Genomic DNA, 13631 nt, shown 5'->3' with positions numbered 1-13631 from the left:
ACACTGGACGGGCCGAAGACGCGACCGAGCGCGAAACTCTTACGACCGGTAACGATTTGGGACGCATCATCTCGCCCCGATGCTCCTTCATGCCTGCTGCCAGATGCGCGATGCCAGCACGGGGACGTCCGGCGCCCGGAAGTAGTTCCATGGCCGTCGTTTTCGGTCCGAGGTGGTCTCGACCCGCCGGAATCCGACCAAGCCGACATCGCCACGACCGTGCACGGTGGCGGCACCTCGTCTGGAAAGTGAAGTTGAAGTTGAACTTCAGGTCCCAGCGCCAATTCTCCCAACAGAAAGTCAAGCCCAGCAAAAATAGCGATTCAATGTTGGGCGCTGGGCGCGTAATCTACTACATGAGGCTTCTCGGCGCTTCTTAGCGCTTCTTGGTGCTACCTGTCGCCCGGTGCCGCGCCATACAAACCCGAAGATTGGAGCAGAGATGCGTATCTTGCGTGCGTTTGTAGGAGGGATCGCTGGGGCGATCATTCTGGTTCTGGGACTATCTCTTCACGCGCCCGTGCCGACCGCTCAGGCCGAGTGTCTGCGAATGCCGTACTTCACGCCGTTCGGATATGCCAACTTCGATTTCCCCCCGCGAATCGTTGCGGTAATGAACGACAACGAGATCGCAGTCGAAGGCATCACGCCGTTCGAGGCCAAGCCCGCGAAGACCGGTCTCTATCTTCCGATCGGCTCGCACACCAACTATATCGACGCATGCCAGGGCGTGTACTACCCCGGCGGTCCGAGATTGGTCGGCAAGACCGGGAATTCTGTTGCGGTCGAGAATATCTGGCTGCGGATGGACGGCGCGTACGGGGCTGTGACGATCAATGGTGTCCCGCAAGGCGAGCGGATGGTCGCCACCTACAACGTGGGTGAAATGATGCCGACGCTCATGACGCCACACGGCGGAGGGATCGGCCCCACATATTGGCCGTTCCGCTTCACCCCATATTTCGCGCAGGTCTTCAACGACACCGCCGGCGCCAACCTCGTCCAGCCCGGTGAGGTGTTCGCCAACCTCGACGCCGTCGGGAAGTTTGCGCCCTGATCTGACACGAGATCAGATGAAGCACCGGATCGAGTTCGACTGCGAGATCCCGCGGTCGCCGAGTTCGTCTCGGCCACCGCGGTTCCCGAACGAGGATTGTCCGTCCATCGATAGCTTGCGTCGGACGATCGATCCGTGATCGCGAGCTAACGACGACGAGCGATACCCACTACACGGGTTTTGGCGTTGAAGGCCGCCTTCAACGCGCGATCAGCAATCGAACCGTCGGGCGGTAGCAACTTGATCTGGCGGGCGAACTCCATTTGGTCGTAGCGCACCGTGTTGGTGACGACCTTTCCGCCGGCGATGACGAAGTGGTCGAATCCCTCGAATTCGATTCGCCGCCCGGTGGCGGCGACGCCGACGAAGGTGCCGACGTGCCGCCCGGTCAGGCGCCAGTGGACGAGGACGTCGTTGCCGGCCTCGGCCACCGAGACGATCTCGAAGGCGAAGTCGGAGACGGCGGCGAAGACCTGGTCGAAGTAGACGGCGATCTCGTCGCTCCCGTGACATGTCCCGGTCGGAAAGTGCACGGTGGAGTCGGAGGTCCAGAAACTTCGCAGGCTGTCGACGTCCTTGGCGCTGATCCGCTCGAAAGCCCACCGGACGAGCAGCGCATTGGAGACATCGTTCGGCGGAGGGATTGTTGTCGAGGTCGGGCTGCGATCAGACATCTCTACTCCATGTAATAGGTTGACGCGAGGCACGCTGGCATGCAGCCTCGGCCCCTGCGGAACGAGACTCTGACATAACACGACCACGGCCGACTCCACGTGCCGGGACCGGTCGGCTTCCATTGTCCTCCGCGCCGCCGGCGATGTCACCGATGATTCGCTGAGGGAAAGAGGAGCTCCGGCCAACAGCGCATCGGAAACTCTTTCCGCACTCAGGGTGCAGCAGACGTGCGACGAGTTCGACGAGCATGCACCACTCACATTGGAGTAGCTGGCATGCGGCGTAACGCAATCAGACGGCGCGCGATAGTCGAGTGAAAGCATCGACTCGATCAGGGACGGCGTTCGTCCCGAATGCGAATGGAGTGCAAGTGAACCGGGCTATCGCGGCAACCGTCCTGTCCCTCATCCCCTTCGGCATCTGTGTGTCGACGGCATCCGCCGATCCGGTCGATCCCGACCCGTTTGGGTACAAGGATCGGACCTCCTACTTCGTCACGCCCCTGGACCCTGGAGCGTTCGGCGCGAACGCCGACAAGTCGATCATCCTGAGTCCGTACGGCACGAGCCGAACGATCGAGTGTGCGTCCTTTCATGGGCAGGGTTGGTGTCGCCAGTTCGACCACCTCGGAAATGAGCACAAACTCGATCAGGTGAAGATTCCGACCGGGTCGAGCGAATGGGACTACCGCGGGGTGTGGATCTACAACCCGTTCTGACACCGACCAAGTGCAGAACGAGGCGTGGGCCCTCGTCCCCACTCCCCCGACTGCGCGTCCGGTGAGGCGCCGTGGAGTTCTCTCGCTTCCTCCACGACCTTGACATGGAGGGCCGCCAGGTATTCCGAGTCGTCGACCAGGGTGTGCCAGCGGGGTGTGCCGTCGTTGGCCCGGATCACGTCAGGGATGTTGTCTCTGAAGAGCTTTCGATGAACCTCGATCGTGTTGTCGTTTCGCATCCGCCAATCGAACCGATCCGCGGGGAGAACGGCGTCCGGCTCATTCGGTAGGGAGCACATGCAATCGGCTGCAACCCTCGCACAGCCACGGTCGGCGATGCTTGGCTCCGTGTGAGCACGATCACATCGGAGAGGAGCTAGGGATGAGCATCGAGGGCAAAGTCGCGTTGATCACCGGCGCAGGCCAGGGCATCGGACGTGCGATCGCGTTGCGATTGGCGTCGGACGGCGCCGACATCTCGCTCGTCGACGTCAACGCCGACCGGGTCGGCGCGGTGGCCGACGAGGTCCGGGCGGCGGGTTCGAAGGCGATCTCGTTGGTCGCCGACGTGACGGACCGCGACCAGGTCCGGTCTGCCGTCGGCCGGACGGAGCGCGAACTGGGCGGCTTCGACATCATCGTGAACAATGCGGGCATCGCCCAGGTCGACCCGATCGCCGAGGCGACACCGAAGGACGTGTCACGGATCCTGGCCGTGAACGTCGAAGGTGTGCTGTGGGGAATCCAGGCCGCGGCAGACAAGTTCCGGGTGCGTGGGCACGGCGGGAAGATCATCAACGCGTCGTCGATCGCCGGCCACGAGGGATTCGCGATGCTCGGCGTGTACTCGGCGACGAAGTTCGCGGTCCGCGCACTCACTCAGGCCGCGGCGAAGGAGTACGCGTCCGACGGCATCACCGTCAACGCCTACTGCCCCGGCGTCGTCGGCACCGACATGTGGGTCACCATCGACGAGCGTTTTGCAGCCCTCACCGGGGCGCCGAAGGGTGCCACGTTCGAGAAGTTCGTCGGCGGCATCGCCCTCGGCCGGGCACAGACACCCGAGGACGTCGCCGCGTACGTGTCGTATCTCGCCGGACCGGACTCCGACTACATGACCGGGCAGGCTGGGCTGATCGACGGTGGCCTCGTGTACCGGTAGGCCCGGCCGGAAGTGGTGGTTTCGCGGCCGCAACCGCGGGTAGACGAGGTGGTGACGCGTCAGTGAGTTCGGGATGAGAGGGGGGCAGCCATGGACGTCGGCGACCTCGTCGAACGCACCGCCCGGTTGCGGGCCGATCTGCAGGCACTCGAACACCGGATCAAGGAGTTGACCGACGCGTTCGACCTTCTCGACAGCGCAGCCGACGGCGCTTCGCGGGAAGGGGTGATCGACAGCCTCAGCGACGCCCGGCTGGACCTGAGCACCGCGGACAGACACCTCGAGACCGCGGTACGCAACGCCGAGAAACTGTCGATGGCCTGAAGACCCGGCATCCCGCGAGCCGATGCTCGCGGGATGCCGGGTCAGGTGACGGTTGGCCGGCCCGGGGGCCGACCGACCACCGTGATCAGTCGAGGTCGAACCGGTCGAGGTTCATCACCTTGTTCCACGCGGAAACGAAGTCCTGCACGAACTTCTGCTGCGCGTCGTCGGTGGCGTAGACCTCGGCGAGAGCACGCAGTTGCGAGTTGGAACCGAACACGAGATCGACGGCCGTGGCGGTCCACTTGGCGTCGCCCGTGACGCGGTCACTGCCCTCGTAGACGTTCTCGGCGGAGGCGGCCCCCTTCCACACCGTCCCCATATCGAGGAGGTTGACGAAGAAGTCGTTCGTCAGCACCTCGGGCCGGTCGGTGAACACGCCGTGCGCGGTCTGCCCGAAGTTGGCGTTCAGCGCGCGAAGGCCGCCGATGAGAACCGTCAACTCGGGGGCGGTCAGGTTCAGCATGTAGGCCCGCTCGACGAGCAGTGCCTCGGCAGGCAACTTCTCTCCCGGCCGGAGGTAGTTGCGGAACCCGTCTGCCCTCGGTTCGAGCACGGCGAACGACTCGACGTCGGTCTGCTGCTGCGAGGCGTCGGTGCGCCCCGGCGTGAACGGAACCGTGATGTCCTGGCCGGCGTTCTTCGCCGCCTTCTCGACAGCCGCGGCACCGGCCAGAACGATCAGATCCGCGAGCGAGACCTTCACACCGCCGGACTGCGACGAGTTGAAGTCCTGCTGAATCTGTTCGAGGGTCTGCAGAACCTTGGACAGCTCAGCCGGGCTGTTGACCTCCCAATCCTTCTGCGGCGCAAGCCGGATCCGCGCCCCGTTGGCGCCGCCCCGCATGTCGGTGCTGCGGAACGTGGCAGCCGACGCCCAGGCGGTGGACACCAGCTGGGAGATGGACAGCCCCGAGTCGAGGATCTTGCTCTTCAGGGCGGCGATCTCGCTGTCACCGATCAACTGGTGATCGACGGCAGGGACCGGATCCTGCCACAGCTGCGCCTCCGGGACCCACGGGCCGAGGTAGCGCGTGACGGGTCCCATGTCGCGATGCAGCAGCTTGTACCACGCCTTCGCGAACGCGTCGGCGAACTCCTGCGGGTTGTCGAGCCAACGGCGGGTGATCTTCTCGTAGGCCGGGTCGATGCGCAGCGAGAGGTCCGTGGTCAGCATCGTGGGGGCGCGTCCCGCCGACGAATCGAACGGGTCGGGAATCGTGCCCGCGCCCGCGCCGTCCTTCGCGGTCCACTGCCAGGCACCGGCGGGGCTCTTGGTCAGCTCCCACTCGTAGCCGTACAGAACCTCGAGGAAGCTGTTGTCCCACTTCGTCGGTGTGGGAGTCCACACGACCTCGAGACCGCTGGTGATCGCGTCCTTGCCGACGCCGGTGCCATAGGCACTCTTCCAACCCAGACCCTGCTGCTCGATCGGGGCGCCTTCCGGTTCCGGACCGACCAGGTCGGCGTCGCCTGCACCGTGGGTCTTGCCGAACGTGTGGCCGCCGGCGATCAGCGCGGCCGTCTCCTCGTCGTTCATCGCCATGCGGGCGAACGTCTCCCGGATGTCGCGGGCGGCGGCGAGAGGATCCGGCTGGCCGTTGGGACCCTCCGGGTTCACGTAGATGAGACCCATCTGCACGGCCCCGAGCGGACCCGAGAGGTCACGATCACCGCTGTAGCGTTCGTCGCCCAGCCAGGTGTCCTCGGGGCCCCAGTAGATCTCCTCGGGCTCCCAGATGTCCTCGCGTCCGAATCCGAACCCGAAGGTCTTGAATCCCATCGACTCCAGTGCAACGTTGCCGGCGAAGACGAGGAGGTCGGACCACGAGATCTGCTTGCCGTACTTCTGTTTCACGGGCCAGAGCAGGCGGCGCGCCTTGTCGAGGCTCGCGTTGTCGGGCCAGCTGTTGAGGGGCGCGAAACGCTGGGCGCCCTGACCGCCGCCGCCGCGGCCGTCGGCGATGCGGTAAGTGCCTGCGGCGTGCCAGCTCATCCGGATGAACAGACCGCCGTAGTGGCCGAAGTCGGCAGGCCACCAGTCCTGCGAATCCGTCATCAGATCGGTGAGGTCGCGCTTGAGTGCCTCTACGTCGAGCTTCGCGAACTCCGCTGCGTAGTCGAAGTTCTCGCCCATCGGGTTGGACTTGGACGAATGGGCGTGCAGGACCGACAGCTCGGGCTGGTTCGGCCACCAGTCACGGTTCGTCCTCGGGCGGTGCGCCGTCGGAGTGGGGGACGGGATTGCGGGGTTTTCACTTTCACTGGTGCTCTGAGTGTTTCCCTCGTGAGCAACCGGGCAGCTATCGGACACAACATTCCTTCCGGGAGAGACCAATTTGGGCTGTTGGTCAGGGTTTCGATCGAGAAGTCTGTGTTGTCGAGCAGTCGGGGCACAGACCCCAGTAGATGACCTCGGCCTCCTCTACGAGGAAACCGTTGTCGTCCGACGCGGTCAGGCAGGGCGCCTCGCCGACGGCGCAGTCGACGTCCGCAATTGCCCCACACGACCGGCAGATCACGTGGTGGTGATTGTCTCCGACCCGCGACTCGTAACGAGCCACGGAGCCGGCCGGCTGTATCCGGCGCACCAATCCCACCGCGGTCACTGCGTGCAGCACGTCGTACACGGCCTGCCTGGACACCCCGTCCAGAACCGTGCGCACCGCGCCGAAAATCGTCTCCGTATCGGCGTGTGGACGTGCGTGCACCGCCTCCAACACCGCGACCCGCGGGCGGGTCACGCGAAGCTCAGCCCCGCGCAGTAACGCTGCGTAATCCGGCATCGACGGCACCCACCCACTATGGACTACTTTTCTGGACTCAGTAAAGAGTTTGCGGAAACAATTTGCCGTGACTTCCACTTACATACAAATGGCGGTCGGCCGCCGGAGAGCGCTCAGACAACCCATCAGGGAAGCTCGAAGGTGACCACGACCGACGGGACCGAATCCGGCGAGGACAATCCGACGGCACGAGGAACAGTCCACCGCCACCGCTGCCGTCGACCTGCGTCAGAACGTCCGACCCGCCGCCTCGGTCTTACCGACCCGGACGTACACGGTCGATCCCGGAACCAGCCACGTCGCCGCCCGCTACCGATCCTCGTCCGCCGGAAGCGACAGGGCTGCAACAGCTGTCACCACCACCCTCCCCTGTGACCCGATTCGCCGTGCGCCGACTGTAGCCGCGCGCGACGCTTCGATACGGAACGGACACAACGTGACTGACGTCGTCGACCCGTCAGTACCAGTACTTGCGTCCGCCCACCTTGCGGCCCATCAGCCCGAGGAGCAGGAGGAGAAGGCCGACTGCGCCGACTATGAGGCCTGCGATCCACAGTGACGAGATCTTGACGACCAAGCCGACGACGATGAGCACCACACCGATTGCGATCATGGCCAATTCCTCTGTGAGAGTGGCTCGGGCTTTTATGCGAATCCTAGGCGCAGGAAGCTGTCGGTGTCAGGGAACGGCGGCACCTGATCACACGGCCGAACCGGTGTCGCCCGGGGAGACGATGCCGTGATCGAACGCGTACACGATGGCGGCCGCGCGATCGCGGAGATCGAGTTTGAGGAAGATGTGCCCGACGTGACTCTTCACGGTCACGCCCGAGATACCCAGCTCACGCCCGATCTCGCTGTTGCTGTGCCCGCGCCCGATGAGCGCGAGCACGTCGAGTTCCCGCGCGGTCAGCTCGGTGAGGCGGTTGCGGTCCCCGCCGGACGACGGCGCGACGGTGCGGTACGTGGCGAGAACCCGTCCGGTCACCGCGGGGTCGAGGCAGGCGCCGCCCTCGGCTACGGTGCGGACGGCGCGAATCAGATCCTCGGCGGGCGAATCCTTGAGGATGAACCCCGCCGCACCGGCGCGCAGCGATCCGGACAGCAGATCGTCGTCGTCGAACGTGGTGAGCACCAGCACCGGCGGCGGCTGGGCGGCCGACCGCAGTTCGCGGGTGGCCCGGATGCCGTCGACGTTCTTCATCCGCAGGTCCATGAGCACGACATCCGGGGTGTGCTCCGCGACCGCGCCCGGCACCTCCGAGCCGTCGGCGCATTCGCCGACGATCACGAAGCCGTCCTTGCGCCGCAGGATCCGGCGCAGCCCCGACCGCACCAGTTCCTGGTCGTCGACCAGCAGCACCCTGATCTCCGGGCCCGTCACGACAGTCCCGGAATGTGACGGAGGATCGCCGGCCGGCACGAGTCCCGGGGCAGTGGGACCGCGGCGTGCACCGACCACCGCCTGCCCTCCGGGCCTGCGCGGAGCGTGCCACCGAGCAGCGCGGCGCGTTCGCGCATACCTCGCAGACCGGAACCGCGCGAGCTGTCCGATGCCGGCACCCGGCCCCGGATCGGGTTGCGGATTTCCAGGGACACGCGTTCCGGTTCGATCGTGAGCCGCATGTCGGCGCCGGCGCCGGGTGCATGTTTGGCGACGTTCGCCAGCGATTCCTGCGTGATGCGGTACAGACCGAGACCCACTGTCCCGGTCACCGCGGACAGGTCTCCGTGCAGGTCGAAGTCCACCGGGAGACCCGCGCGGCGGAAGTCGTCGACCAGTTCGGGAAGGTCGGCGACCCCGGGTTCCGGGCGGGTACCTGCCGGGCCCGCGTCGAGCAACCCGACGGTGCGGCGGATGTCGGCCATCGCCTGCCGCCCGAGCCGCTCGGCGTCGGAGAGCGCATCCACGGCATCATCGACGTCGCGGTCCTGCTCGAGCGCCCGGCGGGCCGCGGTCAGATGCAGCAGCGTGATGCTCAGCGAGTGGGCGATGACGTCGTGCACCTCGCGGGCGATCCGCTGGCGCTCACGGGTGGCGGCCTGCTCCGACTGGATCGCCTTCGAGGCCCGCTCCTGATGCAGGAGACGCAACTGGGTGAGCATCAGATACCCGAACGCCCAGCCCAGTACGACTCCGGCGAGGGCGTAGGGCGCGCCGTCGAGTCGCCCCGCCACGGCGAACGCCGACAGGACCGCGATCGAGCTGACCAGGGTGGCGAGGCCGACTCCCAGCGACGCCGTCGCCGCGACCTCGCCGGTGAGGATCACCAGGATGAGCGGGGCGAAGTCGAAGGCCGTGTCGGGTTGCTGCAGGAGCAACAGTGCGGCCGCCGCGGTCACGACGACGGCCAGGAACGGCCGCGGAAGCACCACCCCCGGTCGGATCATGTCTCCCGCAACGGGGGTCACCGCGGCGACCAGGCCGCACAGCAGCACCCATCCCGGCAGCACGAAGCCGTCGCGTTGCGCGACAGCGGCACCGGCGATAGCGACGACCGCGATGTGCGCGAACACCGGCACGGCGAGCGGGTAGTCGTACTCGCTCTCCGCCACGCGTTGACGAAAGAAAGTCGTCACCTGCACACGACCAGCGTAGGCGAAGACCCACCCCGGCCGCGTCGTCTCCGGAGCGGAGACGACCTCCACCCACGGTAGGAGACGAGAACGCGACCGTGGCACGGCGAAACCGCCGCCGCGGATCCGTAGCGTAACGGGCATCAACGGAACTACGGAGGGTGGCCGAGATGTCGTGGAACGATTTCCGTGCACGCCGGGCGGTACTCGAAGAGGTCCTGGCGCGGGCGCACGTCGACCCCGCACTGGCGTTGCGCTTCGACGAAGTGCCCGGCGCGATCCAGCTTTTCGGTTCGGCCGACAACATCCTGCTCGCCCTGCAGCACCGGTGGAGCAACCATCTCGCCGCCCGTCTCGACCAGGCGGTCGAGTACGGCACGCCCATAAACGCGGCGTGGCACGAACTGGCGAGTGAGCAGCCCGCGTTGCGCGCGCTGCTCGACGCCGCGGCCGCCTCGTCCGTGCCGTTGCGCGGCTCCCAGCGCGACGAGCAACGGATGATCGAGTCCCACACGACGGGACGTGTGTCCGGCAACCGAATCGACCGGCGGACGGCCGTGCTGAGCGGCGGGTTGTCACGGTGACGAGGTGGGCTGCTCTGACTCGGAGGACGAAGATGAGGGCAAGGCTGGGTCGTCGGGGTCCGGAGCCGGCTCGCTCGGCGCGTCCGTGAGGGGCGGCTCGAGAGGCGACGTCGTCGGATCGGGTGCGTCGGTGGGCGCCGGCGTGGACTCGGTCGGCGCCGGCGTGGACTCGGTGGGATCCGGCGGAGTCGAGGTCGCCACAGGAGCGCTCGAGGGCACGAACACCACCGGTGTCACCGCGGAGATGTGTGGCGCATATGTGGATTCCGTTGGGAGAGGCTCGGCTTCGCCGGTGAATTCGACGCTCGGTTCGATCAGCGGAGAATGTGCATGAATCGATGCCACGCGGGGAACCCACGATATCGACTCGGCCGGGGTCACTGCCTCAACCGGCAGGGCCTGGGGAACTGCCACCGCAGTCAAGGCCGGGCTCGAGGGTGCGGTTCTGGCGGCCGGGATTCGCGGCGGCTCGGGCTGTTCGATCAACTCGAACGCGTGTGTGGTGACTGACGAACCCGCCCCGGGCTCCCGTATCGAGGTCATGTCGCGGGCAAGCCACGGGACGGCGATCATCGCCGCGGCGGCGGTCGCGGCGGCGGTAACGCGCAAAGCCCGTCGTCCAACCGACGCCGAGCGATCGGATGCTGTTGCTGCAGTGACGAACCTGGTTGCCGCCGCGAGAACGGCGGCCCCACAGGCCGATGCGTGGCCGGGCGCCGGCTCGCACACCACCGGCGTGCCCAACGCCGCGGACAGTATTTTCTCGACGGCGGGATCGGTCGCCGCGGCGCCGGTCACGATGACGACGTCGAGATCGGTGACGTTGACGCGAGCGACACGGAGACAGTCCGCGACGAGTTCGAGGGTCCCCGCGACGGGGTCGTCGATCGAGTCGTCTCCTACCCCGGTGAGGTGACGCCCGCCGAACTCCGTCGAACGCAGTGGCCGCCCGACTATCGGATCGGATCCGCTGCCGGCACCGAACGCGACGACGGTGAGGTCGAGGTTGTCGGCGCCGACCTCGCAGACGAGCGCGAGTCCCTCGCCCAGAAGGCCGTGTTCGGACTCGAGCCAGGCGACTGCGGCGACGGGAGAGGCGACCAGACCCACCCTGCCGAGGCCTGCACGATCGAGCGCGTCCCGTTGTGCGTTCACGACCCGGGCCGGGTGAACGGCCGGATGGGCGAGCACGATCGGCGTGTCGTCCGGCGGGGCGGCTTCCGCGATCAGGCAGTGCGCGGCGGTGGCGACCAGATCCTGTCCGGAGTAGCGGAGGCCGTCGCCCGCGACGACGGTCTCCCCGATCCGATCCGCGAAGCCCGCCACCACACCCGTATCGCCCGGCGGGTCGCCCAACCGCACGGTCGACAAGGGGCCGAACGTCAGCGTGGAACGGCGGGTCAGCACGGCGTCGACGCCGACCGCACCGGCGACCGCTGCGACGGCGCACGCGGTTCCGACGCTGAGCCCGAGTCCGTGCGTGTTGGTGTCGTCCACGTCAGTTGGCCGCGCGCAGGCGGCCGAAGACGCCGTCCGTCTCGTCGGCGGGACCGGCCGTGAAGTAGAGCGAGTCGCTGTCGCCGAGGCTTTCCCCGTTGCCGAACAACAGTCCCCACAGGCCCTCCACGGCGAGAACGGCACCGGACTCGTCACGTACGTAGTCGATGAACGCGCCCGTCTCGTCGTCGAATGCGGCGATCCGGCCCGCGCCCCCGAAGTTGCCCACGAGGATTGCGCCGGCGAGCGCACCGAAATCGGCGGGCGCGACCGCGACACCCCACGGGGCGTTGAGGCGGCCCTGGTCGTCGAGGACACGGACCAGATTGCCCGCGGCGTCGAACTCGGCGACCTTGCCGCGGTCGGGACGGTCGCCGCTCGCGGTCTCCTGTTCGGCGTCGAGTGAGTCCTCCTCGCCCGCGTCGAATCCCGTGCCGCTCTCGGCGGCCTTGGTCGTCGCGTACGTGACGAAGACCCGGTCACCGGCCGTGACGATGTTGAACGGGGCCGGATCGCCGGGGCGGGCGTGCTTGCCACCGTTCGGGTCGGCGGGGTCGAGCGGGTTTCCGGTGGCGAACGGATTGGCGAAACCGTGCGTGGCGACGGGCTGCCAGGTCTTGTCGAATTGCCGGATCTGCGGCTCGGCACCGAAATCGGCGGCCCACAGTGTGTCGTCGCGGCCGGGTGCGAGTGCCAGCCCGAAGAAGCTCATTCCCGCGGATTCACCGTTGAACATCTCCTTCGCGGGGCCGTCGTGCCGGACGATGCGTCCGTCGGCCCCCTGCTCGGTCCAACCGGAGATGCGGCCGGAATCGGTGGCGAAGAGGAATCGGGACGACCCACCGAGCATTTCCTGCCGGCCGTCCACCATCACGGGTTGCCCGGTGACGGCGAAGCTGTCGGAGGTGAGGGGTGCGGGGTTGAACACGACGCCGGTGGTCTTTCCGAGGCCGGTGTCGGAGGTGTCCGCGTCCGCGCCGGGCACACTGACCTCGTGCAGCGGATCCTGGTGCAGTGTGCGCAGTGCGGGGTCGGGCGACGCCGTCACGTCGCCGACGAACTCGAAGGATTTTCCGCCCGCTCCGACCCAGAAGTGGCCGCCTTCGCCCTGCGGGCGGATGGCCACTCCCCAGGCGTTCACCATCGAGGGAACGGTGGTCCCGGCGGCGGCGTCGGCACTGCTCGCGACGAGAGCGGTTCGAGCGTAACGATTGCCGGGAAGATCCTGCAGTGCGTCCGATGACGCGGCCGGTGCGCACGCGGTCGCCGACGCCGCAGTGACGAGCAACGCGGCCCACGACAGCGTCGTGCGGGTGTTCTTCATCGATCTATGCCTCTCTCTGGGGTACGGGAAGATCAGTGCTCGGCGTTCCAGAAGCCGATCCACACGGCACCCCACCAGCACAGCTGGGAGACGAGTGCGGTCGCCGCGCCCCACAGCGTCAGCCGGGTCGGAAGATGCGTCGCATCGTTGTGCGCGATCCGCCTGCCCAGTATCAGCGCCTGTAAGCCGTTGACGGTCAGGAGTAGCACGAGGACCAGCTTGGTCCGGGTGAGTGTGGAGGCCAGATTGGGTTCGAGGAGTGCGCCGCTGGCCACGAGGCCGGCGAGGCCTGCCCAGATGGGCAGGTGTAGGCGTTCCGCGCCGCGGATGGCCTCGGCGAGGGTCGACCGGCCGGAGATCCACAGCAGCACCAGGTAGTCCGCGATGAGGACACCACCGAAGCCGAGCACCAGCGCCGCGAGGTGCACGAAGAGGGCCGCGGTGTGCAGCAGGGGATCCACCCGGACGTGCACGGAGATCCACAAGACCCCGGCGAGCGCCAGTGCGGCCAGGAGCGCGGCGGCGAGCACGATGAACCAAGAGTCATGAAGTGCGAGCGGGCGTTCCGGTTCTCCCGGCGGAACCGGCAGCACACGCTTCCGAGCGTTGCGTGGCGGTCTGCCGGCGTGGACCGGACCCCACGACACGGCGTCGGCACGAACCTGTCGCGGCGCGAGCGGTGTGACCGGGGAGATCAGAGTGGGAGGCCCGCCCTCGGGTTCGGGGCGCGTCACGGGACGCTCCGGACGACGACGGGCGCGTGCTCGGTGGTGCGAGTGCATTCGGTGGTACGGGTACGGCAGGGGTGCATGGGCAAACCGGTCCTGAATGGGATGTGCGCGAACGGGGTCCGCACGTATCGACGGGTGCGGTTGTCGGCGCGCGCTGTCCCGGACGCCAGTCTATGGAGCCTGTCAGCTCCTAAAA

At 67.1% G+C, this 13631-nt stretch carries 14 protein-coding genes; 5 read left to right on the top strand and 9 right to left on the bottom strand.

Features of this window, described 5'->3' with window-relative positions; translation table 11 throughout:
- Positions 1-613 precede the first annotated feature (613 nt).
- Positions 614-1057 carry a hypothetical protein gene (locus tag CA951_RS01140; RefSeq protein ID WP_256973175.1) on the top strand — a complete coding sequence of 148 codons (444 nt, stop codon included), beginning with the start codon at positions 614-616 and terminating at the stop codon, positions 1055-1057.
- Positions 1058-1203: 146 nt separating this feature from the next.
- Here CA951_RS01140 and CA951_RS01135 read toward each other — a convergent pair whose 3' ends face one another.
- A complete protein-coding gene (locus CA951_RS01135) occupies positions 1204-1731 on the bottom strand; it encodes an ester cyclase (protein WP_087555086.1) in 528 nt (175 codons plus the stop codon).
- Between the two features lie 371 nt (positions 1732-2102).
- Here CA951_RS01135 and CA951_RS01130 point away from each other — a divergent pair, with 371 nt between their 5' ends.
- The 3 genes from CA951_RS01130 to CA951_RS01115 all read left to right on the top strand — a co-directional run bounded on the left by CA951_RS01130 (position 2103) and on the right by CA951_RS01115 (position 3936).
- Positions 2103-2450: a hypothetical protein gene (locus tag CA951_RS01130; RefSeq protein WP_236580928.1), complete on the top strand. Its 348-nt coding sequence runs from the start codon at positions 2103-2105 to the stop codon at positions 2448-2450.
- A gap of 382 nt (positions 2451-2832) precedes the next feature.
- Positions 2833-3612 carry an acetoin reductase gene (locus CA951_RS01120; RefSeq protein ID WP_087555084.1) on the top strand — a complete coding sequence of 260 codons (780 nt, stop codon included), beginning with the start codon at positions 2833-2835 and terminating at the stop codon, positions 3610-3612.
- A gap of 90 nt (positions 3613-3702) precedes the next feature.
- A complete protein-coding gene (locus CA951_RS01115; protein ID WP_087555083.1) occupies positions 3703-3936 on the top strand; it encodes a hypothetical protein in 234 nt (77 codons plus the stop codon).
- Between the two features lie 85 nt (positions 3937-4021).
- On the opposite strand, the gene katG is transcribed toward CA951_RS01115, so the two are convergent.
- The 5 genes from katG to CA951_RS01095 all read right to left on the bottom strand — a co-directional run bounded on the left by katG (position 4022) and on the right by CA951_RS01095 (position 9443).
- Complete coding sequence (katG, locus tag CA951_RS01110; RefSeq protein WP_087555082.1) at positions 4022-6250, bottom strand: catalase/peroxidase HPI; 2229 nt, start codon at positions 6248-6250, stop codon at positions 4022-4024.
- Between the two features lie 37 nt (positions 6251-6287).
- Complete coding sequence (locus CA951_RS01105; protein ID WP_087555081.1) at positions 6288-6731, bottom strand: Fur family transcriptional regulator; 444 nt, start codon at positions 6729-6731, stop codon at positions 6288-6290.
- A gap of 448 nt (positions 6732-7179) precedes the next feature.
- Positions 7180-7335, bottom strand: coding sequence for a hypothetical protein (locus tag CA951_RS43245; protein WP_179220070.1), 156 nt, complete (start codon positions 7333-7335; stop codon positions 7180-7182).
- 87 nt (positions 7336-7422) lie between these two features.
- The gene (locus tag CA951_RS01100; protein ID WP_087555080.1) at positions 7423-8085 is read right to left on the bottom strand and encodes a response regulator transcription factor; all 663 of its coding nucleotides are present in this window, start codon (positions 8083-8085) and stop codon (positions 7423-7425) included.
- 17 nt (positions 8086-8102) lie between these two features.
- Positions 8103-9443 (bottom strand): sensor histidine kinase, encoded by a 1341-nt coding sequence (locus CA951_RS01095; protein WP_087555079.1) that lies wholly within the window; start codon positions 9441-9443, stop codon positions 8103-8105.
- 17 nt (positions 9444-9460) lie between these two features.
- Between CA951_RS01095 and CA951_RS01090 the strand changes: the two genes are divergently transcribed.
- Positions 9461-9883: a hypothetical protein gene (locus CA951_RS01090; protein ID WP_087555078.1), complete on the top strand. Its 423-nt coding sequence runs from the start codon at positions 9461-9463 to the stop codon at positions 9881-9883.
- Here the strand turns inward: CA951_RS01090 and CA951_RS01085 are convergent.
- From CA951_RS01085 to CA951_RS01075, 3 genes are read right to left on the bottom strand one after another with little or no spacing between them, the layout of a single operon-like run.
- Positions 9875-11380 carry a hypothetical protein gene (locus CA951_RS01085; RefSeq protein WP_087555077.1) on the bottom strand — a complete coding sequence of 502 codons (1506 nt, stop codon included), beginning with the start codon at positions 11378-11380 and terminating at the stop codon, positions 9875-9877. The two genes, CA951_RS01090 and CA951_RS01085, sit on opposite strands and share 9 nt — an antisense overlap.
- A gap of 1 nt (position 11381) precedes the next feature.
- The gene (locus CA951_RS01080) at positions 11382-12704 is read right to left on the bottom strand and encodes a TIGR03118 family protein (protein WP_087555076.1); all 1323 of its coding nucleotides are present in this window, start codon (positions 12702-12704) and stop codon (positions 11382-11384) included.
- 32 nt (positions 12705-12736) lie between these two features.
- The gene (locus CA951_RS01075; RefSeq protein ID WP_087555075.1) at positions 12737-13438 is read right to left on the bottom strand and encodes a hypothetical protein; all 702 of its coding nucleotides are present in this window, start codon (positions 13436-13438) and stop codon (positions 12737-12739) included.
- Between the last annotated feature and the right edge of the window lie 193 nt (positions 13439-13631).

This window comes from Rhodococcus sp. NCIMB 12038, assembly GCF_002165735.1.
In the GTDB taxonomy this organism is placed as follows: Bacteria; Actinomycetota; Actinomycetes; order Mycobacteriales; family Mycobacteriaceae; genus Rhodococcus_F.
The sequence above is the reverse complement of the archived record's forward strand: the minus strand, read 5'-3'. Positions and strand labels throughout refer to the sequence as shown.